This window comes from Pseudonocardia halophobica (assembly GCF_050948485.1).
Taxonomy (GTDB): domain Bacteria; phylum Actinomycetota; class Actinomycetes; order Mycobacteriales; family Pseudonocardiaceae; genus Pseudonocardia; species Pseudonocardia halophobica.
Genome location: NZ_CP192046.1, coordinates 2,010,070 through 2,033,734 on the forward strand (window position 1 = coordinate 2,010,070; position 23,665 = coordinate 2,033,734).

At 69.0% G+C, this 23,665-nt stretch carries 16 protein-coding genes and 2 pseudogenes; 11 read left to right on the plus strand and 7 right to left on the minus strand.

Going from position 1 to position 23,665, the window contains the following annotated elements; all coding sequences use genetic code 11:
* Nucleotides 1-37 precede the first annotated feature (37 nt).
* The 4 genes and pseudogenes from ACQP04_RS09670 (at nt 38) to ACQP04_RS09685 (ending at nt 4,211) form a co-directional block, all read left to right on the plus strand.
* Nucleotides 38-781 (plus strand): TetR/AcrR family transcriptional regulator, encoded by a 744-nt coding sequence (locus ACQP04_RS09670; protein ID WP_433506721.1) that lies wholly within the window; start codon nt 38-40, stop codon nt 779-781.
* Nucleotides 778-2,442, plus strand: coding sequence for an acyl-CoA dehydrogenase family protein (locus tag ACQP04_RS09675; protein ID WP_433506722.1), 1,665 nt, complete (start codon nt 778-780; stop codon nt 2,440-2,442). Before ACQP04_RS09670 ends, ACQP04_RS09675 begins: the two co-directional genes overlap by 4 nt.
* 204 nt (nt 2,443-2,646) lie before the next feature.
* A pseudogene (locus ACQP04_RS09680) lies at nt 2,647-3,233 on the plus strand (AMP-binding protein); the annotation flags it as partial.
* Nucleotides 3,234-3,953: 720 nt separating this feature from the next.
* Nucleotides 3,954-4,211, plus strand: a complete 258-nt coding sequence (locus ACQP04_RS09685; protein ID WP_433508532.1) for a hypothetical protein — start codon at nt 3,954-3,956, stop codon at nt 4,209-4,211.
* Here the strand turns inward: ACQP04_RS09685 and ACQP04_RS09690 are convergent.
* Nucleotides 4,139-4,544: pseudogene (locus ACQP04_RS09690) on the minus strand (PH domain-containing protein). The gene ACQP04_RS09685 and the pseudogene ACQP04_RS09690 overlap by 73 nt on opposite strands.
* Nucleotides 4,545-4,840: 296 nt before the next feature.
* Nucleotides 4,841-5,497 (minus strand): TetR/AcrR family transcriptional regulator, encoded by a 657-nt coding sequence (locus ACQP04_RS09695; RefSeq protein WP_433506723.1) that lies wholly within the window; start codon nt 5,495-5,497, stop codon nt 4,841-4,843.
* A 292-nt stretch (nt 5,498-5,789) separates the two neighbouring features.
* Between ACQP04_RS09695 and ACQP04_RS09700 the strand changes: the two genes are divergently transcribed.
* From ACQP04_RS09700 to ACQP04_RS09720, 5 genes are all read left to right on the plus strand, one after another.
* Entirely contained in the window at nt 5,790-6,449 is a 660-nt protein-coding gene (locus ACQP04_RS09700; protein ID WP_433506724.1) for a TetR/AcrR family transcriptional regulator, read from the plus strand.
* 662 nt (nt 6,450-7,111) lie between these two features.
* Entirely contained in the window at nt 7,112-8,239 is a 1,128-nt protein-coding gene (tal, locus tag ACQP04_RS09705; protein ID WP_433506725.1) for a transaldolase, read from the plus strand.
* 84 nt (nt 8,240-8,323) lie between these two features.
* The gene (locus ACQP04_RS09710; protein WP_433506726.1) at nt 8,324-8,917 is read left to right on the plus strand and encodes a Dps family protein; all 594 of its coding nucleotides are present in this window, start codon (nt 8,324-8,326) and stop codon (nt 8,915-8,917) included.
* Between the two features lie 441 nt (nt 8,918-9,358).
* Nucleotides 9,359-9,691: a hypothetical protein gene (locus tag ACQP04_RS09715; RefSeq protein WP_433506727.1), complete on the plus strand. Its 333-nt coding sequence runs from the start codon at nt 9,359-9,361 to the stop codon at nt 9,689-9,691.
* A 629-nt stretch (nt 9,692-10,320) separates the two neighbouring features.
* Complete coding sequence (locus ACQP04_RS09720; protein WP_433506728.1) at nt 10,321-11,601, plus strand: MFS transporter; 1,281 nt, start codon at nt 10,321-10,323, stop codon at nt 11,599-11,601.
* A gap of 323 nt (nt 11,602-11,924) precedes the next feature.
* Here ACQP04_RS09720 and ACQP04_RS09725 read toward each other — a convergent pair whose 3' ends face one another.
* Nucleotides 11,925-12,203, minus strand: a complete 279-nt coding sequence (locus ACQP04_RS09725) for a hypothetical protein (protein WP_433506729.1) — start codon at nt 12,201-12,203, stop codon at nt 11,925-11,927.
* Between the two features lie 792 nt (nt 12,204-12,995).
* Nucleotides 12,996-13,925 carry a serine/threonine-protein kinase gene (locus ACQP04_RS09730; protein ID WP_433506730.1) on the minus strand — a complete coding sequence of 310 codons (930 nt, stop codon included), beginning with the start codon at nt 13,923-13,925 and terminating at the stop codon, nt 12,996-12,998.
* A gap of 293 nt (nt 13,926-14,218) precedes the next feature.
* On the opposite strand from ACQP04_RS09730, the gene ACQP04_RS09735 reads away from it, so the two are divergent.
* On the plus strand, nt 14,219-14,602 hold the full coding sequence (locus ACQP04_RS09735; protein ID WP_433506731.1) for a response regulator: 384 nt from the start codon (nt 14,219-14,221) through the stop codon (nt 14,600-14,602).
* Between the two features lie 20 nt (nt 14,603-14,622).
* Here ACQP04_RS09735 and ACQP04_RS09740 read toward each other — a convergent pair whose 3' ends face one another.
* The 3 genes from ACQP04_RS09740 to ACQP04_RS09750 form a co-directional block, all read right to left on the minus strand.
* Nucleotides 14,623-19,500: an AAA family ATPase gene (locus ACQP04_RS09740; protein ID WP_433506732.1), complete on the minus strand. Its 4,878-nt coding sequence runs from the start codon at nt 19,498-19,500 to the stop codon at nt 14,623-14,625.
* Between the two features lie 162 nt (nt 19,501-19,662).
* Nucleotides 19,663-20,043 (minus strand): PAS domain-containing protein, encoded by a 381-nt coding sequence (locus tag ACQP04_RS09745; protein ID WP_433506733.1) that lies wholly within the window; start codon nt 20,041-20,043, stop codon nt 19,663-19,665.
* A gap of 9 nt (nt 20,044-20,052) precedes the next feature.
* A complete protein-coding gene (locus tag ACQP04_RS09750; protein WP_433506734.1) occupies nt 20,053-21,900 on the minus strand; it encodes an AAA family ATPase in 1,848 nt (615 codons plus the stop codon).
* Between the two features lie 307 nt (nt 21,901-22,207).
* Here ACQP04_RS09750 and ACQP04_RS09755 point away from each other — a divergent pair, with 307 nt between their 5' ends.
* Nucleotides 22,208-22,867: a response regulator gene (locus ACQP04_RS09755; RefSeq protein WP_433506735.1), complete on the plus strand. Its 660-nt coding sequence runs from the start codon at nt 22,208-22,210 to the stop codon at nt 22,865-22,867.
* Nucleotides 22,868-23,665 lie beyond the last annotated feature (798 nt).

Here is a 23,665-nt window from a genome sequence, read left to right on the forward strand (position 1 = left end):
GCGGGCCACGGCACGGCAGGCATCCACCAGGGGTGCAGTGACGTCATCCGGTGACGCGCCGGCGTCGCGTGCGTTGAGCCCGCGGGTCGCCGCGCGGCAGGCCGATGCCCGGCGTCGCATCCTGGAGGCCGCGCGAGTGGTGGTGGCAGAGCAGGGCTTTGCGGCGGCGCAGGTGGCGGTGGTCGCCTCGGTCGCGGATGTGGCGACGGGGTCGATCTACCGGCACTTCCCGTCGAAGGCGTCGCTGTTCTCGGAGATGCTGCGCGATGTCTGCGTCCGTGAACTCGAGGTGGTGCAGGCCGTCGCCGCCGAGGCCGCCCGCACGGCGGCGGAGCGGATCGGGGACGCGGTGGCGACCTTCGTCGACCGGGCGCTGCGTGGCGAGGGGTTGGCGTACGCGGTGATCGCCGAGCCGATGGACCCCGACGTCGACCAGGTCCGCCTGGAGGCCCGCGCCGGACTCGCCGAGGCCTTCGCCGGGCTGATCGCCGAGGGCATCGACTCCGGCGAGTTCGCCACGCAGGACGCCCGCATCCGCGGCGCCGCCATCGTGGGGGCATTCCTCGAGGGCGTCGTCGCACCCCTGGCCGAGCGGGAAACCGTCACCCCGGACCGGGCGGCGATCAGCGGCGAGATCGCCCGGTTCTGCCAGGCCGCGGTCACCGGCGCGACGGTGACCGCACCCAAGGTCGTCCGGCCACCCAGCACCGGAACCCAGCACGGATCCAGCCCAGATCGACTGCCCGCGCCTGCGTGGGCGATGCGAAGAGGACTCTCATGAGACTCACCGACGAGACCACGACGACCGGCACGGACGACTTCTCTCGGCAGCGGGCGATCCCGGACAACCTGATCCCCGACCTCAACGACGTCAACGCCTTCGCCACGGACAAGGTCGCCACCGACGTCATCGGCCGCTACGCCCCGTGGGCGTGGGAGCGCGCCGAGGCGCTCGGCGCCAAGGTGTGGGACCCGACCGTGCTCAAGTCCGCCCGGGACGCGCAGCGGTTCACCCCCGAGCTGCGGACGCTGAACCGGATCGGTGAGGAGGTCTACGACGTCGACTTCCACCCCGCCTACCACCAGCTGATGAGCCTCGGATTCGGCTCCGGGGTCCACTCACTGGCCTGGACCGCCGACCGGCCCGGATCGCACGCCGCGCGGGCGGTCCTGTCGTATCTGTGGAACCAGATCGACGGCTCGACCGCCTGCCCGATCGGCATGGCGTATGCCTCGATCCCGGTGCTGCGCAGCCAGCCCGAGCTCGCCCCGTTCGCCCGCGCCCTGGAAGCCGAGGGGTACGACCCCGCCGACGTGCCGGTCACCCGGAAGTCCGCGGGCACCATCGGCTACTTCATGACCGAGAAGCACGGCGGCTCGGACCTGCGCGCCAACGTCACCGTGGCCCGTCCGGTCGGTGAGCGCGGCCCGGGGGAGCGGTACCTGGTCAACGGGCACAAGTGGTTCGCCTCGGTGCCGATGTCGGACTGCTACCTCACCGTCGCCCAGACGCAGGGTGGGGTGTCGTGCCTGCTGATCCCGCGCCGCCGCGAGGACGGCTCGCTGAACGGGATCAAGATCAACCGCCTCAAGGACAAGCTCGGGAACAAGGCCAACGCGTCCTCGGAGATCGAGTACCACGACGCCGAGGCGTTCCTGGTCGGGGAGGAGGGCAAGGGGGTGCGCACGATCTTGTCCTCCGCGGAGTACACGCGCCTGGACTTCGCCGTCGGCTCCGCCGGGCTGATGCGCGCCGCGCTGTCGCAGGGCCTGTACTACAACGACAACCGGTCGGCGTTCGGGGCGAAGCTCTCCGCCCTGCCGATCCAGGCCCCCGTCCTGGCCGACCTCGCCCTGGAGTGGGCCGGTGCGGCGCATCTGGGGTTCCGGGTCGCGCGCGCCGAGGACGCGCAGGACGACGTGTCCGAGCGGCTGGTGAGCCGGCTGCTCACCCCGGTGGCGAAGTTCTGGAACTGCCGACGGGTCTCGAGTGTGACCGAGGAGGTCATCCAGTCCATCGGCGGCAACGCCTACATCGAGGAGCACCCCTGCCCGCGCTACTACCGGGAGGCGCCGCTCAACGCCATCTGGGAGGGCACCTCCAACATGATGGTGATGGACGTGGGCCGGGTGCTCACCCGTGAGCCGAAGGCGATCGAGCCGGTGCTCGACGAGATCCGCCCGGCCGCGGCCGCGCACCCGCTGCTCGCCCAGGCCGTGGACGAGATCGACGAGCTCGTGATGTCCCCGGAGCACACCGCCCGCTACCTGGTCACCCGCCTCGCGCTGGCCGTGCAGGCCGCACTGCTGGTCGAGCACGCCCCGACGGTGGTGGCCGAGGCGTTCATCGCCTCCCGCCTGGGCACCGGGTGGGGCCCGGGCTACGGCACGCTGCGCGGCATGGACTTTCAGTCGATCATCGACTTCGCCCGGCTCGGCTGAACACACCCACGATGGACACTTCGATCACGGAACTGACGCCGCTGTCGTTCCTGCGGCGGTCGGCGACTGTCCACGCGGACAAGCCGGCCGTTGTGCACGGCGAGGACTCGTGGACATACCGCGAGCTCACCGCGCAGGTCGAGCAGCGGGCCCGGATGCTGCGCCGGCGGCCGGGGTCGGCCCGGGGACCGGGTCGCGCACCTGATGCCCAACACCCCGGAGGTGCTGGCCGTGCACTTCGCGGTCCCGCTGGCCGGTGCGGTACCGGTCGCGATCAACACGCGGCCCGCCCCGGGTCCGCCACATCCTCGACCACAGCGGCGCCTCGGTGCTCGTCGTCGACGCCGAGTACGCGGGCACGGTCGGTTCGATCGCCGCGTCACTGCAGACGGTGCGGACCATCGCCGTCGCGGACGACCCCCACGGCCCGGCGGCCGGCGCGGAGATCCCGGGGCGGTCCCCTTCGCGGAGCTGCCCGCGGGCGCCGAGCGCGAGGGTGGGGAGCTGGTGTGGGACGTCTCGGACGAGCGGGCTCCGACCTCGATCAACTACACCTCGGGCACCACCGGACGCCCGAAGGGGGTCGTGTACACCCATCGCGGCGCCTACCTGAACTCCTTCGGCGAGATCTGCGCCCATGCCGCGGACAGCGTCTACCTGTGGACGCTGCCGATGTCCACTGCAACGGCTGGTGCACCACCTGGGGCCTGGTCGCCGCCGGTGGCACCCAGATCTGCCTGCGGGAGATACGTGGGGACAGGATGTGGGAGCTGATCGACCGCCACGGGGCCACCCACCTCAACGGTGCGCCCACGGTCATCACGACCATCCTGAACGCGCCGCAGGCCCACTGGCTCGACCGGCCGGTGATCACCACCGGGGTGGGGCGCCGCCGAGCCCGACGACCCTGTTCGAGAGGGAGGCGATGGGGTTCACCATCGTCCACGTCCACGTCCACGTCCACGTCCACGTCCACGGCCTCACCGAGACCTACGGCCCCTACACCTACGTGTGACAGGACCGATGGCGCGAGCTGCCGGCGCAGGAGCTCTGCTGCCCGGGGTGATCGACCTCGTCCGGGCCGGGAGCGCCCCGGACGGCAGCCGCCGCACGCTGCATGACGCCCTCGCTGCAGGCTGGTTCGACCCCGGCGCCCACGATCCGACCCGGCAATTGCAGCTGGCCGACGCCCAGACCTCCGGCGGGCTCCTGCTCGCCGTCCCGCCGGCTCCGTCGATCCCCCGTCGATCCAGGTCGACGACAGTGACACGAGCGAGGGCGCGATGGGCCGTCCCGCGCTGGCCGCCGCCGTGCGTCGGGCACCCGATCGAGCTGATCACGTGTCATCTGAAGTCGAAGCTGCTCACCTTCCCCGGCGGCGCGTTCACCACCTCCGACGAGGGGCTGTGGGCCCGCTGTGGCGCCTACGCCTCTACCGGCGCGCCGCCGAAGCCGTCACCGTGCGGGAGGCCGCCACCGGGCTGCTCGGCGGGTAGGGCAGCGAGCGGGCGGTGATCGTGCTCGGTGATCTCAACGACGAGCCCGCCGCTGCCACCACCCAGATCCTCTACGGGCCGCCCGGCTCGGAGATCGGCACCGCCGGCTACGACCAGCCCGACCGCGGCATCGGGGCCCGGCCGTGGAACCTTGCCGCCCGCATCCCAAGGCAGGAGCGGTTCTCCCGGATCTACCGCGGTCAGCGCGAGCTCTGCCGTCGGCCCGTCGACCAGCGGGCGACGTGCGCGCTGAGCAGTGCCTGGACTTCGTAGACGTCGACGCCCTTGCCGACTGCTTCTGGATGGGGGTGGCCATGCCGGAGAGCCAGATCTTGAGTTCGGCGTCGAGGTCGAAGGTGCCGGCGGTCTCGACGGAGAAGTGGGTGATGCTGCGGTAGGGAACGGAGTGGTACTCGACCTTGCGGCCGGTCATGCCCTGCTTGTCGATGAGGATGAGGCGGCGGTCGGTGAACAGGAATGAGTCGCGGATGAGTTGGTAGGCGGCGTGGACTTGCTCGCCGTGGGCAAGGAGCGCCCGAACTCCTGTGCTGCGGCTCGGGGGTCGATCCGGGAGGCGTTGCCGAGCATGCCGTCGAGAAGGCCCATGGGCGTCGTCCTATCCGCAGCTCACTGGCGGCGAGCCGCTCCGGTCAAGAGCGAGCCGGCTTCTGCTCTCGAGGGCTCAGGCGAGCTCGGGTGGTCACGTCAGAAGGTCATCGAGCGAGTGGCCCGCCCGTTGAATGCCTATCCGATAGGCAGCCCTACTGCGCAGATGCCTCGCGGCTGAGGTAGTTCGCGACTGTCTTGCGCAGCGCGTCGGCGTGATTGTAGATGTCCATGCGGAGTTGGCAGTAGCGCTGTTACGTTGCGCATGTCGATGGAGCTCCGCAGCGTTGAACTGATCAGCTCGCTGCGTCAGATGCCCGTTTCTGCTGTTGCGCGAGCGCTTCGACGTTACGGATCGCGAGATCCAGCGCCAGCGCCATCGGCTGCGCACTTCGTCCGGCCTGTGAGAGGAGGTAGCCGCCCTGGTAGGCCGCCATGATGCCGGTGGCGAGCTCGGTAGGGTCGGCCCGGGCATCGAGTTCGCCACGATCCTGCATCCGACGGATCCCCGCGGCGATATACGACTCCCAGTTCTGAAACGTAGCGTTGAGCAGAATCCGGGCCGGTTCGGACCGGTCCGCCAGCTCACTGGCCAGCGAGCCGATCGCGCAGCCGTGTGCTCCCTGGCGCTCGTCGATAAAACGAACGACCGCATCACGCCAACGTCGTAGTCCCTGTAGTGAGTTGAGTTGTTCGAGGTGGGGTTCCTGCAGCTCCATCACACGTGCGGCCTGCATTTTGATCACCGCGGTGACCAGGGCGTCCTTATCCTCGAAGTAGTGGTACAGCTGTGACTTGCTGGTACCGGAGGCCTCGACCACCTGGTCCATGGTCGTGCCGGCGACTCCATTGGCGTGCATCAGGTCGGCCGCGGCTCGGACAATACGGTCGCGGGTGAGGGCACCGCGGGCAGTCAGGCGCCGCGGAGGCGGCTCGGCTCCGGCACTCGTCACAGAAGCGATCCTAGCCTGACGACGTGATGGTGAACGTCTGACCGAATCTTGCGGACCGTTCAGTCTAGCGCATCCTATACCTGGCACACTGCCTGCTGCCAGGTGTTGCGAAAACCGTGACGCCCTTGACCATGCCGATGGCAAATACCCGGAGGTCGTTCTGGAAGCCGGCCGCCCTCCTGCGCACGACAGGAGCCGCCCTGTGGATCGCACGAGCGCGCTCGTCGTTCGCTACCGACTGGCGATGCGACCGGAAGTGGACCAGCTAGTTCAGGTTGGTTAACATCTGCGCGTGCCCAGAGAGGAACTCGAGGAGCAAGCCGCCCGGCGGGCTGGCCGGGATGCAGCGACACGGGATCGGATTGTGCGGGGCGCTGCCGAGGTCGTCCACCGGCTTGGCGTCGCGGGGATGAGCATCGAACGGGTCCGTGCAGCGTCGGGGGTCAGCCGCTCGCAGGTCTATCGGTACTTCCAGGCCAAGGAGGCGTTGATCGACGCTGTGGTGGACTTCCAGATCGCGGCGGTGCTCGCCCGGCAACGCTCCTTGCTTGCGACGCTTGGTTCTGTGGGTGATCTTCAAGAATGGGCTGATGACGTAGTTGACTTGAACCGCGCGCGGACGGGCCCGCATGGGTGCCCGCTCGGGTCGCTGGTGAGTCAGTTGGCAGGGCAGTCCTGCGCGATGCGGGCCAAACTCGAGGATGCGTTCCAGACCTGGCAGTCGTACCTGGCGACGGGGCTCCGCCGGATGCAGGATCGCGGAGAGCTCAACGCGGAGGCCGATGTCATCGAGCTGGCCACCGGGGTCGTGGCGGCCGTCCAGGGCGGATTGATCCTGGCTCAGGCCGCCCGGAGCGAGAAGCCGCTGCGGGCAGCCCTTGATCTCGCTGTCGGCAGAGTTGCACTTGCCGCCGACACGGCACGCCCGGCGGACAGCGAGAACAGACGCTGACGCGGCTCACCCAGGTCCTGTCGCAACGGTCGGGCCGAATGGTCAAGTGCTGCTGACTGACCCGGCTCGGATGCAGGCGCGACCGGACAGATCCTCCGGCGTGGGGTGGTAGCAGGCTGGATGGCCGTCCGGGCGGGCAGCGGCGTAGCGACCCGCTGCGGCGCGCTCGGATTGGTGACCTCTCCGGTGAACCCGCGCATTCTGATTGCTCCCGTAGGCGAGGTGGTCCATCCGCGCAGCGCTCTCGGGGTGGAAAGGTGACCACGACAGTCGAACAGAAGATCGACCGGAGCCCCGCTGGTCCCATGACGGTATACCCGGCTGATCGTCGTTCCCGGGATGTCGGCCGCCCGATCTCCTTGGCGTGCAGGTGATCGAGTTGGTCCTGCGTTGAGCAGAGCCGGACCAGTGGTGTGATGCGCGTCACTCACGAACCCTGCTGCAGACCGCATGCGCAGCGTCGTAGACTGGAATAAGCGGTCCAGTTGTGGCTGCCTGTTCCATGCGCGTCCCACTACGCCCGGGGAGATCGATTGGGGCGTTGATCGTGCACACCAATGCGGCGAACCTGGTCGGGATGGCAGTGCAGAGGGCAGCGTCCGGAAGAGGCCGGCGAGGTACCGGGCATGTGGTTACCGGAGTGAGCCCAGAGAGGAATCCATGTGGCAGACGACCGACTTGCTTCGCTCGCGGCGGCGGGTGTTTCGATCTGGCTCGATGACCTCTCGCGTGGTCGCCTGGTCAGCGGTGAGCTCCGGCGACTTGTCGACGACAAGCACGTCGTCGGCGTCACCACCAACCCGACCATCTTCGCAACTGCGCTCGCACACCGCGGGGTGTATGCGGCACAGCTCGGGGAGCTCGTGGGGAGCGGGGCGACGGTCGGAGAAGCTGTTCGGAAGCTCATGGTCGTGGACGTTCAACAGGCCTGCGAACTGTTCCGCGGCGTCTGGGAGGCGAGCGACGGCGTGGACGGGCGGGTGTCACTCGAGGTCAATCCCGATCTGGCCGATGACTGTGAGGCGACTGTTCGCGAGGCCGTGAGCCTCAGACGAGCGGTCGGCCACCCAAATCTCTATGTGAAGATCCCTGCGACGAGGGCGAGTCTGCCGGCCATCACGGAAGCCCTCGCGCAAGGTGTGGACATCAACGTCACGCTGATCTTCTCGGTGGAGCGGTATCGGGACGTCATGGCGGCGTACCTCGCCGGCCTCGAGCGGGCACTCGACGCCGGCGTGCCTCTCTCCGGGGTCTACTCGGTCGCGAGCTTCTTCGTCTCGCGTGTTGACGCGGAGGTGGACAAGCGCCTCGAAGAGATCGGGTCGGACGAAGCACTCGCGTTGCGCGGTATGGCTGGTATCGCGAACTCGCGGCTTGCCCATCAGGCGTTCCGGGAGACCTTTGCCGGCCCGCGCTGGGAGCGCCTCGCGGCGCAGGGCGCTCGCGTTCAGCGGCCGCTGTGGGCATCCACGGGTGTGAAGAACCCGGTCTACCCGGACACGATGTATGTCACCGAGCTCGCGGTGCCCGGAACCGTGAACACGATGCCGGAGGCAACGCTGAACGCCTTCGCGGATCACGGCCTGCTGCGCAGAGCAGAAGACGGTGACATCGTTACCGGCCGTGCTTCCGAGGCCCGCAAAGTGATCGACGCGATCACTGCCACAGGCGTCGATCTCACAGATGTCTTCACGACCCTGGAGCGCGACGGTGTTGATCGGTTCGCCTGCTCCTGGTCGGAGCTGCACGAGACCGTCAGGCGGTCCATGGAGGAGGCGGCGGCCGGGTGAAGCCTTCCGGTCTCTGCGCGCAAGACCAGACGAGATTGGCCAAGAAGTGTCAGTGCGAATGATGAATGTGGAGGAGGTCCACCGATGACCGCAACTCAGGACGGAACCGGTCGCGTCTCGCCGTCGAGTCAGCCCCGGCTGCATCAGCACGAAGGGGGCGAGGTCCAGAAGTTCGGGACGGTGAAGCAGTTCCCCGTCGGATTGTCCTATGACGCGCGTATGTACGCGGGCGAAAAGCTCAACCGGACCCTCGCGGACACGCAGATTCTTCATGCGCTTTACAAGAAGAGTCACTGGAATGTTCGTGGCGCGACTTTCTACCAGCTCCACCTCCTGCTCGACAAGCACGCTGCCGAGCAGCTCGCTCTCATCGACGCGATCGCTGAACGCATCCAGAGCCTAGGTGCCGTCGCAGTGGGCGACCCCCGACACGTGGCGGAGCTCAGTGGGATTCCGCGACCGCCCGACGGTGTCGAGCACGTTCCGGCGATGCTCTCCCGGCTACTCGACGCGCATGAACGCATCTTGATCGACGCCCACAGGGCGGCTGCCAAGAGCGCCGAACTGGGTGACGACGGAACCAACGACCTGCTCGTCTCGCAGGTCATCCGCACCGGGGAGCAGCAGTGCTGGTTCCTGGCCGAGCATCTGGTCGACGCCCCTCTCGTGCGCCTCTGACGGTCCAGCCGCGCAGTGCGTCGGCCTCGGTGTGTGCTGGTCGTCGTCACGTGGATGCCGCTGCTCCGGACGCCGACCCGCGGCGGTGAGGCCGGCTTCAGGTTTCTTCCTGGTCGGTGCCACGACAGGGCTGCTGATCCGGGGCGAGCCGGCCGTGCCAGGTCGGCAGTTCCTGCCCCACCGAGCGGTACAACCAGCTGTGCACCATGCACCGCACCGCCACGCTGCTGCTGTCTCCGACCCCAATCTTGCTCACCTGCGTGAATCCGACCGTGCTGCTACAGACAAGTACGCCCGACATCGCATCGCGCGATCCCGAGTGACGATCGTGGTGATGAGGTGGCACGCACCTGGGATGACGTACAAGAGACCTCACGTGTCGTCCGGCCGCCGCGCGGTCGGTCGGCCTGTTGCCGAGACGAAACTCCTGAGGAGGATCTTATGGCAAGCCCACTGGACAACATCGATGTCTCGGACGGCGATGCCGTGGCAACCAAGCACATTCCCACGGCGCTGACCGCGGGTGGCTTCGTGTACGACGACGGCGCCACTCAGATCTTCGAACCCGCCGGTGCCACCATCTACGTCGAGGAGGGCCGGCCGACCGAGGGTGAATGGTATCTCGACGACGACGGTCGCTTCTGCTCGTTCTGGCCTCCGAGCTATCGAGCGTGTTACAACCTCTACTGGATCGTCGAAGACGACAGAATAGCAGGCCTCCGATTTGTCGAACGCCGCAGCGGTTCCGGTTTTAGTGGTCATTACCGGGCGTGAGCAGCATGGTCAGGGCGGCGAGGGTCGATTGGTCTGCGGCAGATTCGAAATACCAAGCTGAACGGTTGACCATCCGCCTCGTCCTCGTCAGTGAACCTTCCCCGACCTGCTGCGCCACCTGGCCGCCTGCTTGCGAACCCGCCGACGGGCAGCCGGGACCCGGTCCGGATGCGCTCTACACCGATCACGGTTACGACCACGACATATGCCGCAAGCAAGTCCGCGAGGTCGGGATCAACCGGTCATCGCCGGTCGTGGCGAGCAACGTGATTCTGAGCTGGGTGGGTTCCGCTTGTCGTCGAGCAGGGTTTCGTCTTACTGGGCTGGTTCCGCCAGCTCCGCATCCGACGGGAAATCCGCGACGACATCCGCGACGCCATCCACGAGCTTTCTCCGCTTCGCCTGCGCCACAACCTTCTGGCGGTGCCTCCGCATATCTCAGACTGTGCGAGGATTCTAGATGTGGTCTCAGAATCGGTCTGATCGGTCGGCGGGTGTTGATGGCGGTGCAGGCGAAGGGCGAGTAGTGGAAGTGTAGTGCATTCGGTGCGGTCGTAGCGCAACCCGGGTCGCGTGAACCGCAGCAGCCAGAAGATTGGTGCGCTCAGACAATAGAAGGGCACGGCTCGATGCACAACGCGGCACCGGCGCTCAACCAGGCTCGTCGGGGCAGAACGCTCCGGCTGGCATTCGTGTCTGCGGTGGTCTCCCTGGCGGTCGCGTTTGCCGCGGTGGGCTCGACGATCCCGCTGTTCAACATTTACCGGATCGAGGACGGTTTCACCAACGCCGGCATCTCGATGACCGTCGTCGCCTACTCCGCCGCTACTCTCACCACACTGTTGGTACTGGGGCGACTGTCCACTCATCTGGGCCGACGACCCACCTCGATCACCAGTCTCGGCCTGCTCCTGCTGGGCTGTCTGCTCCTGTTGAACGTGCACGACATCGGCATCCTGATCGCGGGTCGGCTCCTGATGGGCTTCGCTGCCGGGCTGGCCAGCAGCAGCCTCACCTCCTACATCGTCGACGCTGCACCCACCAGGCCGGCCTGGTTGGCCTCTGTCGCCTCCAGCCAGACAGTCATGCTCGGCCTCGCGCTCGGCGCCATCGCCTCCGGCGCCCTGGTCCAGTTCGGCCCCTGGCCACGCGATCTCATCTACCTTGTCGTCATCGGCCTTCTCCTCGCGTCGGTCGCACTCATCGCTGTCAGCCCGGAGACCGCGACTCCGACGCCGGGGGCTTGGCGATCACTGCGACCTCGGGTCCGCGTCCCGGGCCGGGTCAGACACCTGCTCCCCGTCGCGGCAGCGGTGTTCCTGGGCACCTGGGCAACCGGGGCCTTCTACCAAGCGTTCGTGCCCGCGTTAGTCGGAGATCAACTCCACACCCGCAGCCCACTCGTCCTCGGACTGGTGTTCGCCGCCTACATGGGTCCCAGCGTTGTGGGCGCTCCCCTCGGCGGTCGGTTCACACCAGCGGCGGCCCAACGGCTCAGCATGATCACCTTCCTGGCCGGAATGATCGGCATCGTCACCGCCCTCGCCACCGGCACGCTGACTTTGTTCATCGCAGCGACCATCGTCGCCGGCGCCAGTCAAGGCATCGCCATCAGCGCCGCCACCCGCAGCCTGCTGCACGGCAGCACCCCGGACGACCGGGCACCGATCTTCAGTGCGATCTACCTCCTCAGCTACAGCGGCTCCGCAATCCCCGCTCTCATCGCCGGCCAACTCTCGAACACCTTCTCGCTACCGCAGATCGCCCTCGGATACGGCGCACTTGCCCTCGTCGTCACCCTGTTCACTCTCATCGCTGCGCGCAATCCCCACACCGACACCACGGGGACAGCCAGCGCGGTGAGTAATCACGACGAAGCTCACCGTCATCCAGGCGTCGCCCGACGCTGAGCGGTCGGTGGCCACGGTGGCCAGCTTCGCCCCGGCGTCCTCGAGCACCTTGTGCAGCCGTTCACCTCTGCGGGCGCGGGCCGGATCGGCGCTTGCGCTTAAGGGGTCAGGTCGCGCAGCTCGCGGAACGGCCGCTTGAGCACGGAGCTGGGCCGGAGCAACCCGTCGAGAGAATCTCAGCGATCCGCTGGGCGTCGATCACGTTGGTCTCCCGGCCCGGGACGTGCTTGAGATGCGCGGCGTCGACCAGCAGCACTTCGAACTCGTCGTCCCGCAGTGCGGTGCCTCGACGAGCGCACGGATGCGGTCGTCGGGAAGCACCATCAGCCGTCGGGCATAGCCGCGTCGGACACAGGTTCGGTCCGCGGTACCGAGCTCAGCATCGCCCGCAGCCCCGCCCGGGCTTCCTCGTGCGCGTCCGCCCGCTTCTGCCCAGCGAGCCGGAGCAGCTCGACCGCCCTGCAGGCGTCAGCGGGATCCTCAAGCGCCGCCGTGGCGTCCAGGACATGATCTCGCGCCTCGGTCAGCAGCCGGTCGACCTTGCGCAAGCAGCGGTACCCGCACACGCACGCGGAGATCGCTCGCTGGTCGTTCGTGTACACGGTCATTGCTCCTTCTCTCAACTTTCGTGCACGTACAGCAGTTGCGCCGGCATGCCTAGCCGGACAGCCATACCCAGACCCGCCCGAGTCCCGATCGTTCCTCCCCGAGGTCCGGTGGGCGCTCACCGCCGTCGGCGGCCGCTCGGCCCCACTCCGACCTGGTAGTCACTTCGATCTTGCGCCCCTTCGCGGCAGCAACCGATATCTGGTGATTCCCTGCCAGCCGACGAGCTTCCCGCCGCGGGCCCTGCTGCCCCAGAAGCCTCCCGTAGATCGCCTTCGTGGGTACCGCGTAGTGCTCGGCGGCTTCCTGATCGTGGATCACGACGCGGACTCCGGCGGGATCGATCCGGCGCGCTCGCTCCAGTTCTCGTCCACTACGTCTCCCTCCGGTCAGCGCCCGCCCGCTCGTCGCAGATTCGCTTGGGTCATACAGCCTGGTCGGCGTCGACTTCGATCAATCCGATGTAGATCCAGTGTTGCTCGGCCAAACCGCGGCTTGTGGTTGGCCCGACGTACACCTTCCGGGAGACCTTCCCGTGCGTCTCCACCAGCTCGGTCCGACCTCTCGTCGTGTGCGGGACCCGGTGGTGTCGGCCATCAGGAAGCCCTGCTGACGCGAGTGACGACCCCGGCGCCGAGCGACCCCGGAGACTTGCTTCTCCGCCCCGCCAGGCTTGGTCCTGACGGTCACCGTGACCGGGCTGCCGCAGTCCCAGCACTCGGGCTCCATGAGCGCGTCGGCGCCGAGCACCTCACAGCGGTGGCAGATCCAGACGGATCTCGACGTGCTCACGCCGCCCTTCGGGATCGCCTGAACACGGGCTTGCGCGGGGCCGCAGCGAACGCGAATGACGCGGGGTAGGCCTCGACGAGCATCGCTCGGATCGCTGCCGAGGACGGTCGCGCCGCAGGGTCCTTGACCAGCAGCTGCTCCACGAGTGGCCGAAGACGACCGGCTCGCGTAGCCGGGGGCGGCGGATCGTGGAGCACCGCGGTGAGCGTCGGGACGAGGCCTTCACCCAGGAAGGGCGGCCGGCCCTGAACGGCGGCGAAGAGCACGGTCCCGAGAGACCACAGGTCGGAGGCGGGGCGCGGCGGCCCGCCCAGAACGAGCTCCGGGGCGGTGAATGCCGGAGAGCCGACGACGTCGCCGGCGCGGCGGGCGGGATGGGTCGGCTCGCCAGCACTGAGCTCGGCGATCCCGAAGTCGATCAGAACCAGCCTGCCGTGGTTCGCGATCACCAGGTTTGCCGGCTTCACGTCGCAGTGCACGACGCCGGCCTCGTGGACCGCCTCCAGTGCGGCGGACAGTTGCAGGCCGAGTGCGGCGACGACGGACGGTGGCAACCGGTGCCGGTCCCGCAGCAGCTCGGCGAGGCTCACGCCGGGGTGGTAGTCCATCACCAGGCAGGGTGAACCGTGGTGCAGCACCAGGTCGTGCACGGCGACGACAGTGGGCTTCCGTATTCGGGCGGCGAGCCGTGCCTCGGCTCCGATCGGGTTGTCCCTGCGGAACAGCTTGATCGCCACGACCCGGTCGAGCCGTTCGTCGTGCGCACGCCACACGTCTGCTGTCGCCCCACGACCCACTCGTCTTGCGAGCCGGTAGCGGCCGCCGAGCAGCTCACCACACCGGGCAACGGGGGCGTCGTCGGCGGCGCGAGTGCGCGATGTGCCGGAAGACGGACGAGTGGGCTGGATGCAACAACGCAAAGTCATGGGACTCCTTGTGACCGAGCCGCCGGCCTCCGGGTCGATGAGGAGGTCGTGCGGACTCACGGTTCGGGCGGGCGATGATCCGGGAGTCTCACCATCGCGGACTCGCAAGGCGTTTGCTGCCCGGTCAGCAACCAATGGCTGGCCCGGATCTCCGTCCGCGGGGCACCCTGCTAGCGGGAGGCCGATCGTTCCAGGGCGGCCAGGGTGGGGGAGGGGCGACCAGGAGGTCCTGCCCGCTCGGATAGCGGCTAGCTGCGTGGTCGGGCCGTTGCGGCAGCCGTAGCCTGATGATCGTGACCCTGCGGTGCTTGCTTGTCGACGACAGCCTGGACTTCCTGCAGACCGTGCGGACACTGCTCGAACAGGAAGGTCTCCAGATCGTCGGCATCGCCACGACAGGTGCCGACGCACTCGTCCGCGCTGCCGAATTGCGTCCCGACGTGACGCTCCTCGACGTCGATCTCGGCACGACCGACGGCTTCGAGCTGGCGCGGAACCTGGCCCGCAGGCCGGACCTCGACGCTGGTCACCTGATCCTGATTTCCGTGAACACCGAGGAGGACCTCATCGACCTGATCGAGGCGAGCCCGGCCATCGGGTTCGTGTGGAAGCCGACGCTGTCCGCGGCGACGATCGAGTCGCTGGTCCGCGACGTCGGAGGCGGCACACGAAGGTGAGGTGACTGCTCAACTCGGGCCTACGCCCGCGCGCTGCAGGGGAACTCGGCCAGGACGGCGGTGCCTGCCTCGGGATCGGAGTGCAGGGTGAGCCGGCCTCCGAGCGTCTCGACGCGGTCTCTGAGGCCGAGCAGGCCGGATCCACCGGTGAAGTGCGCGCCGCCACGGCCGTCGTCGCGGACCTCGACCCGCAGGACTGTATCGGCCGACGTGCCGTTGACCTCGACCTCCACGGTCACGATCGAGGGCTCGGCATGCTTGGTGGCGTTCGTCAGCGCCTCTGCGACGACGTAGTAGGCCGCGACTTCGACCGGTTCCGGCAGCCGCCGACCGGCGGGCGCCTTGATCCGCACGGGGACACGCGATCGGCGGGCGAGCGCTTTGAGGGCGGGGAGCAGTCCGCCTTGGGCGAGGGTGGGGGGGTGGATGCCGCGGGCGAGCTCGCGCACTTCGTTCATGGCGACAGCGGCTTCGGCCGCGAGGGCCTCGAGCTGTTCCCTCAGCGCGCCGGACTCGGGCGGTACGGCCGCGCGGGCGATCCGCGCGCGCATGGCGAGCGTGACCAGCCGTTGCTGGGCGCCATCGTGCAGGTCCCGCTCGATCCGCCGACGGGCCTGGTCGGCAGCGGCGACGATACGCGCACGCGAGGCGGTGAGGTCGGCGTAGAGCTGCGCGTTGTCGAGCGAGACGGCGAGCTGCGCGGCGATGAGCCTGACGGCGTCGAGCCGTTCCGTGGTGAACGCGGCGCGCATGAGGCGGTTCTCCAGCAACAGCACCGCCCGGAGAGCGCCGCGGGCGAGGATGGGCATGGCCAGCAACGAACAGGTGCCGAGGCCGGCGATGTAGGGATCGTGGGCGAAGCGGGCGTCGCGGGTGGCGTCGTCGACGATCAGGATCTCAGCCGTCCGCTGGATGTAGCGAACGGTCGACATCGGCAGCTCGCGTTCGTGCGCGCCGCCTACCGTGGCGGTACGCGTGGTGTGGTTCGGTGTGGGCAGCACCCAGTCGTGGTGGTCGTCGTCCCGGAGCAGCAGGTGAACGCTGGTGGCGCCGGTCATCGTGCTGAGCACCTCGGCGACGCGGGTGTGCAAGCGTTCGATGTCGGTCTCCGAGCTGAGCGCCTGCGACGCGGCGAGGATGCCGAGCAGGTCGAGCGTGCCGGTCGTGACCGCCGAGGACAGCCGGAGATCATCGGCACAGCGGTCGCCGGGCTCGCTGCTCGTGAGTACTCCCGGCCGTGAGGTCGGGTAGGCCCAGTCCAGCTGGGCGACCTTCGCCGTCGCGCCCCATGCCGCGTAGTACTGCCGGGCGTGGGCGAGCAGGTCGCGGCCCGCCTGCTCCAACCCGTGCGCGAGGTAGAAACGGGCGCTGCGTTCGGTGATGAGGGCCCGGTGCCACGGACGCTGCCGGCCGGCTGCTTCGCGCCGGGCGGTGTCGAAGGCGAGGGCGCCAGCGCGGAAGTCGCCGACAGCCCAGGCCCGCTCCGCCTCCAGCAACCGCTGCAGATGCCGGAAGTTGTCCGGCGCGTCCGCGGCGCGAGCGGCCAGCCACTGCGTCAGCTCGTCCAGCTCGGACAGGCGGCTGTGTTCGTCATCGTGGCCGGCGCGAGCCTGCTCGGCGAGGGCCAGCCCGCGCAGCAGGCGGGCCACGGCGGTGGGGTAGAGGCCCGGCAGAGTCGACAGCAGCGGCATCGCCGCCGCGGTGTGCTGCGCGAGGCCGTCCGGATCGCCGAAGACCGCGGCGACGAGCGCGCGGCTGAGATGCGCGTGGAAGAGCGCCATCGGGTTGTCGACGTAGCTGTCCGTGGGGACGGCCTCCGCGGTTGTGCAGACGCTTCCGCCTCTCAGTACACCGGTCAGCCACTGGTAGCTGTCGAGCCACTGGCCGGTCTGCTCGTTGCCGGTGCGGCGCACGAAGGCCAGCCCCGCCTCCAGCTCGGCGACGAGGACGTCCAGTGACGGCGCGCAGTCCAGCAGGTAATGCGCGGTCGGGTGGTAGGTGTAGCCGGCGTTGGCCAGGTCGCCCCCCGCGATCAGCCCTTCACGGGCCCGGCCCGCGGTTCGGACGCCGTTCTCGATCGGCTCGAACCAGCAGCTCAGCAGAGCGAACCGGCGGCGGGCTTCGGAGGTGCCGGGCTCGTAGCCGCGGATCTCGCTCAACGCCAGGAGCCGACGCAACGCCCGGTACCCGGCGGCGTGGTCGCCGCGCCGCGCCACCGCGGCGACAGCGGCGGCGCTGGCAGGTCCGATGAGGGTAGGGCCAGGGCCGTGCTCACGCCAGATCCGCAGCGCTTCCAGGCTCAGCCAGGCGACCGTGCCGTGGCCGCCGGCGAAGTAGGCCGCCGGCTGAACGGCGTCGATCAGACGGGTCGTGGCCAGCAGTGTGGGCTCTGTCAGATCGGGCCGTGCCAGGTCATCGGCGGCGTTGGTGTGGTCCAGCCACCGGTGCAGGCGGTCGAACTGGTGGTCGAGCTCGGCGGCGAGCCGGTCCGCGTCCGGCACCGTGATGCCGAGCTCACGCAGCAAGTCGATGCCGAGCCCGATCGCGTCCGCAAAACGGTTCCGGTGGGTCAGGCTGCTCACCTGCACCGCCGCCACGGCCGCGCGCTCCAACGCGGTGGGGCCCAGCCCTTCGATCGTGCAGTACTCTTCGTCCGCCTCGTCCAGGCGTCCCAGGCCGTACAGGGCGACGTGGCGGGCGGTGTGCACCGCGATCAGTGTCGCGGTCTCACCCGGGTCGATCAGCCGTAGCGCCGCGGCCAGCAGCGCGTTCATCAGCGCGTGGTCCCCGATCAACGTGGCCTGGTCGGCGGCGCGCCGCAGCAGCCCCACCACCCGGTGGCGCTCGCCGGCATCGTCGATCGCGTTGACGACCGGCAGGTACTGCTCGGCGGCGACCGCGTACAACTCCGGCACCCCGGCGAGGCACCGGGCCGTGGCCAGCTGCAGGGTGCGTCGCCGCCCCGGGTCGAGCCCGCGCAGGACTGCCTCGCGGATCCGGTCGTGGCGGAACCGCACCGCCTCGTGGGCGCCGGGCTCCATGACGAGAAGGCCTTCGACGAGGGCGGGCGCCAGCATCGGTCGCACTTCGGCTGCCGGGTGGCCGGTCGCGATCTGCAGCAGGCTCAGCTCGGCGCGGCCGCCCAGACAGGCCATCACCTCCACCAGCCGCCGGGACGGCAGCGGTACGGTCTCGATGCGTGCCGCGAGCAGCTCGCCGACCTCTGACCGGCCCAGATGGGCGCGCACCGCCGACGTGTCCCACCGCCACCCCGCGGCGGTCGCGTTGAGCACGCCGTCGCGGCGCAACGCATTGAGCAGCTCCACGGTCTCGTACGGGTTGCCGGACGTGTGCGGCCCGAGAACCGCGGTCAATCCGGCCGCCGTGGCCGGGTCCGTGTGCAGCATCTCGGCGACCATGGTGACGAGGCTCGGGACGGGCAGGTTGTCCAGTCGCAGGTGCCGCGTTCCGGCGTGGCCACGCCATCGGGACAGTGGCGCCGCCAGCGGGTGCGCCGCGTCCACGTCCTCGTCGCGGTAGGCGCCCACCAGCAGCAGGCTCTCAGCCGGTTCCTCGTCGAGCAGCATGTCGACGAGGCCGAGCGCGGCGCGCCCGGCCCACTGCAGGTCGTCGAGGAACAGCACCACCGGACGTTTCCGCGAGGCGACCGCCCGCAGCGCCTGCACGCCCATCCACTGCGCCCGGGTCTGTGCGGTGAGCGGATCCCCGGGATCGGGTGGCACTGCCAGCAGCGCGGCGAACTCCGGCACCACCGCGGTCAGTAGTCCGGCGTTCGGGCCGAGCGTGGCCAGGATCCGTGCGCGGACGTCGGTCAGCTCGGTCTCCGGCTCGGCCAGCAGCAGCCTGCCCAGTGCCCGAAACGCCTGGTGGACTCCGTTGAACTGCAGGTCGCGCCGGTACTGGTCGAACTTGCCTGATACGAACCAGCCGCCCCGGGCGGCCACCAGCGACCGCAGCTGGTCGACCAGCGCGGTCTTGCCCACCCCGGGCGTCCCGCCGACCAGCACCGCTCGGCACCGGCCCACCTGCGCGTCCTCGAACGCCGCCTGCAGGGTCGCCACCTCGTCGTCGCGGCTCACCAGCCGCGGCGGAAACAGCCGCAGCGGAACGTCGTGCTCGCCTACGCGGACCGAAGCTGCCGCCGGGTGCACGTGAACCTCCCGCACCCGCTCCAGGTCGTGAACCACGCCGTCGGCGGTCTGATAGCGGTGGTCCGGTTCCTTCTCCAGCAGATGCAGGATGATCTCCGACAGCGACTCCGGTACCGCCGGGTTCACCTCCGCCGGGGGCGCCGGCACCCTCGCCAGGTGATCGTGGGTGAGACGCAGCGGGTCCCCGGTGCCGAACGGCGGCTCCCCTGTGGCCAGCTCGTAGAGTGTCGCGCCCAGCGCGTAGAGGTCGGCTCGCTGGTCCACCGGCCGGCCCGTGCGCCCGGTCTGTTCCGGCGCCAGGTAGGCCAAGGTCCCCACGATCTGGGTGTTGTGGGTGAGCTCCGGGCGGATCTCGGCGAGCGAGGTCGCCAACGCGAAATCGACCAGGCTCGGGACACCGTCGTCGGAGATCACGATATTGGCCGGGGTGATGTTGCGGTGCATCACACCCCGCCCGTGCATCCCTGCCACCGCCTGCGCCAACCCCACCGCCAGCCCGATCAGGGCATCTGCCGGCAGCGGCTCGCCCAGCCCCGCCAGGCTGGTGCCACCGCCATCTGCCAGCACGATGGACCCCGGGTATCGGGTCGCCTCCAGCTGCGCCACCCCTCCGACATCGCGCAGCCGCTCCAACATCGCTCGCTCGTGCCGCAGCCGGCGGTCGGCGTCCGGCCCCAGCGGCTCCTTCCGGATGACCGTGCGCCCTGCCAAGAACAGCCGACTCACGCGCGTGCGTTCGCTCTCGTGCAGTACCTCAGCCCTCGCGTGTGTCGAGAGTTCGTCGTCATCGTTCGTGCCCGGATCAACGGCGTGCATGAGCGACAGCTTCGACCAAGGCGCTCAGCAGGACCTTTTGCACCGCGCACGGAGGTCACGAACAGATAACGGTCAACTCCGGCCAGGGCCGCGGTGCTCGCTCGGGTACTGGACGAGGACGAAGACGCAGGTGTGGCCCTCGCTGTCGTCGAGCGCGACCGCGAACATCTCGGCCGGCAGGAAGCGCCCGCTCTTGGTGCGGCAGGTCAGGTTCACCGTCCAACCCTGGCCGTGCCGGATCACCCTGCGGGCGAACTCCCGCAACTGGGGCATCTCCGCCGGGTGAATGGTCGAGATCGGTGTCACCCGCAGCTCCTCGCGCAGGTATCCCAGCATTGCGCAGGCTGGACCGTTGGCGTCGACGATCCGGTCGTGCTCCGGGTCGAGGAGGAAGATCGGGCCGCTCGCGTCGTCCAGGACGCGGCTGAAGCGCTCTCGGAGATCGCGCCGCATGTCCACCACCTACCACTCGCCGAGCTTTGCCGGAGGTTCACCGCCCGGCTCGGGCGCGCGGGCACGCAGCAGCCGCTGGCGCGCGGGCGACATGCTCAGCAGCAACACCTCCCGCACGACGTCGTACCTGAAGCGGAAACCGAAGCCGTCGATGCGGAGGATCCTCCGCTCGCACAGCCGATCCAGCTCTTCGGCCACGTCGCCCGCGTCCATGGCGAGCATCCCGGCGAGTGTCTCGGGCTCAAATCGCTGCCCGAGCACGCAGGCACCGAGCAGAATCCGGTAGGCAAGCGTGCCCTCGGCGCGGCAGCGGGAAAGCAGTGTTTCCCCCAGCGCCACGGACAGGTCCGCGCTCCCGGGCGCCAGGGCGGCGACGACGAAAGCCGGGTGACCACCCGTACGTTCATGCACGCCAGCCATTCCGAGCGGCGCGAGCTCGGCCTCCGTCAGCGGCTCGAGCCGGACGACGGACGAGGGTTGCAGGCGTCGCACCGGATGGTCGGCTGACAGCTCCTCGAGTCGTACGGTGGCAATGATCCCGACCGGCGCGGTTGCGGACCGTCGCTGGAGGTAGTCCAGTGCCGTGATCGTGCTCGTATCCGCCCAATGCAGGTCATCGAGCATCAGAATCAGCGGGGCGTGCAGCTGGACGAGACCGGTCAGTGATTCCAAGACCTCGACTTCGTTGTAGGCGCGCGACGGCCCGGCCAGGTCCAGCTCGGGAAGGATCCGGCGTAGCGCCGGCAGGCGGGCCGAATCCCGCTTGACGGTGCCCAGCCCGTCACGCAGGGCCGCAGCGAGCGGGGTGTAGGGCAGGTGCCGCTCGAGCTCCGAGCATGCCGCCCGTCCGATCCGCACAGCGGGCAGGCGGGCAGCCAGCTCGTCGAGGATGCGGGACTTGCCCGACCCGGCCTCGCCCCCGACGAGCAACAGGACGAACGATCCCTCCAGCGCATCCTCGACGGCATGCTCGAGCATCGCCAGCTCAGCGGCGCGACCAAGGAGGACGACGCCCCGCTCGGCCGGGCCGGACGCTGCTCCACCGGTGGGGCTCGGCAGCAGGGTGCGCACATCGTCGTGACGCAGAATCGCGAGCTGCACGTCGGTTGTCTCGGGCATTGGCTGCAACCCGAGCTCATCGTCGAGCAGTTGCTGCAGCTGCCGGAACACTTCCAGCGCGTCTCGCTGATGCCCTAGCCCGTACCGGGCGACCATCGCTGTCCGGTAGGCGCGCTCGCCGTAGCGGTCCATCGCCAGCGCGGCCTCGGCGTGGTCGAGTGCCGCCTGGTAGTCGAGCTCGGCCAGCGAGGCCTCGGCGGCCGCCAGCCGGACCGCGTGCAGACGGGCGCGGTACGTCCCCCGCAGCTCTTCGGCCCATCGGGCGTGCGGCTCGTCCGCCAACACCTCCCCCCGGGCGATCGAGATGGCCTCCTCGTAGCGGCGCCGCGCCTCCCGGGTCGAGGCTCGTGCGGCCCGCTCGTGCAGCCGGTCGAAACGGTCGAGATCCAGGTCGGCGGCTGCCATCATGAAACGGTAGCCCTCACGCTGGGTGACCACGAGCTCGTGTCCGCGGCGCCCGGCCGGATCGAGACGACGGCGCAGCAACGAGATGTAGGTCTGTAGCGCGCCGGCAACGCTCTGCGGCAGCTCGTCACCCCAGAGCAGATCGGCGAGGCGGTCGCGATGCACCGGGTGCCCCCGCTCGGCGACGAGAATCTCGAACACCTGCTTCGGCCTGCTCCCACCGAAATCGCGCGGGCCAAGGCTGCGGCCCCCGTCATCGACGACGAGCGAGCCGAAAAGATGGACACTCAGGCGGCCCGCAGCCATCTCGGAGCTAGTGGACGTCGAGCCCATGACCGATGAAGGGTACGCCGCAAGCCCTACAAGCGCGATGAAGAAGCCCGGCTTCGCCTTGGACCGCGACTCTGCTCATTGCGCGCTGGTCGCCGCCGCTGCCCACCTCCGGTCGGTAGCCACTGTTGAAGGGCACGGCCTGCCGCGTGTCGGCGATGGATGTCGCGGGCGGTAAGAGCTGCTGCATCGTCGCGACGGGTCGGATCCGCCAGCGATCTCGCCGACTGAATGCCCAACGCTGCCGGACGTGTCGGCGGACCGCGATCATCTGTGGAACACGGGCGTGGGCCGGTCAATAATCGTGTACATGGCGGAGAGCCGCGCTCGAGTAGTGGTGGCCGAGGACGACGTCTTGCTGCGTGAGGGCCTGGCCAGCCTGCTCGCGGGGGCCGGGTTCGACATCGTCGGACGTTACGGCACGCACACCGAGCTGATGGCCCACGTCTTGCGGCTGAACCCGGATCTCGTGATCGTCGATATCCGGATGCCGCCCACGCACACCACCGAGGGCTTGGACGCGGCCCGCACCATCCGGCAGGAGTTGCCCGACACCGCGATCCTGGTCCTGTCGGGGCACGTCCAGGTCGAGCAGGCCACCGAGCTGCTCAGAGGCGGGCAGCGCATGGGATATCTGCTCAAGGACCGCGTCAGCGACGTCGAGGACTTCCTCTCCACGCTGGATCGGATCATCAAGGGCGCCTCCGTCGTGGATCCCGCGCTCGTGCAGGAGCTGCTCGCCGCCCGTCAGGCCAAGGACCCCCTGCAGCCCCTCTCACCACGAGAGCGTGAAGTTCTCGCGCTGATGGCCGAGGGCCTGTCCAACGCCGGGATAGCCCACCGGCTGTGGCTGGCCGAGGGGACGATCGAGAAGCACGTCCGCAGCATCCTCACGAAGCTGGGCATCGCAGAGGCTGCGCAAAGCCACCGGCGCGTGCTGGCCGTCCTCACGTTCCTCGACAGCAACTGACCCCGCGTCCGTGCCCCTTTGCCGAAGTGCGGGCACCTCACGTTCTCGTGCGTTCGCTCGCTTGAACGTCGGTTTCAGGGGCCACACGGCGAACAGGCGCGTGCCTGCCACCAGGTAAGTGATAATCCTGCTTCCGGGTAAAGCACAGTGCCGCTCGCCGGGCGGACTTGCCGCGCTCCGGTGACGACCCTTGGGGGCATGCCAACCGGACTTGCCGCACTCTCTGGGTCGAGGGAGGTTCGAGGAAACCTCCCCGGTCGGCTTGTGGAGCAACCGACATCAACAACATCTCGGCAGCAGCGCTCGTCCCGAAGGACGGCATCGACGCGCGGCCGCGAAAGGCGTACTTCCTGCACGGCCCGAATGTCGTGCTTCGCTACGTGCGACATTCGAGTGCCCGCCGAGAAGAGGGCTTCTTTCTCCGTCTCTATCGACGTCCGCCGGGTGGCGTGGTGGCTGCCGCTAACCGGCGGACCAGCCAGCTCAGCCGGCCCTGAACCTCGATGCGACGGTTCACTGGTCGATCCCCACTGGAGTTCTCATGCCCGACTCGGAAGCCGTCGACCTTCGGCTGCACCTGCGCCGGACAGCCACCGTGGTGACGGCATGAACGACTTGTTCAGAAGGCGATCCGAGCCCGGCAGCGCCTCGACAGCGCCCGGTGAACACTCGGCTTGCTTCTAGACCGCCGAAGCCGCGCAGGGCAGGCGCAGCGTAAAAGCCACGCTCTCACCGCCGGCATCGGTCGGATCAGCCGACAGGCCCGCTGAACAGCGCATAGGGCCCGACCGCCTGGCG

Coding starts and splice junctions, on each gene's coding strand:
- ACQP04_RS09745 (WP_433506733.1), bottom strand. CDS start 20,043: ATGCGGCGCGATCTCCGAGAGCGCTTCAGCCGCGTCCTGGACGACGCG.
- ACQP04_RS09710 (WP_433506726.1), top strand. CDS start 8,324: ATGACCGCAACTCAGGACGGAACCGGTCGCGTCTCGCCGTCGAGTCAG.
- ACQP04_RS09715 (WP_433506727.1), top strand. CDS start 9,359: ATGGCAAGCCCACTGGACAACATCGATGTCTCGGACGGCGATGCCGTG.
- ACQP04_RS09720 (WP_433506728.1), top strand. CDS start 10,321: ATGCACAACGCGGCACCGGCGCTCAACCAGGCTCGTCGGGGCAGAACG.
- ACQP04_RS09730 (WP_433506730.1), bottom strand. CDS start 13,925: ATGACTTTGCGTTGTTGCATCCAGCCCACTCGTCCGTCTTCCGGCACA.
- ACQP04_RS09755 (WP_433506735.1), top strand. CDS start 22,208: ATGGCGGAGAGCCGCGCTCGAGTAGTGGTGGCCGAGGACGACGTCTTG.
- ACQP04_RS09750 (WP_433506734.1), bottom strand. CDS start 21,900: ATGGGCTCGACGTCCACTAGCTCCGAGATGGCTGCGGGCCGCCTGAGT.
- ACQP04_RS09675 (WP_433506722.1), top strand. CDS start 778: ATGAGACTCACCGACGAGACCACGACGACCGGCACGGACGACTTCTCT.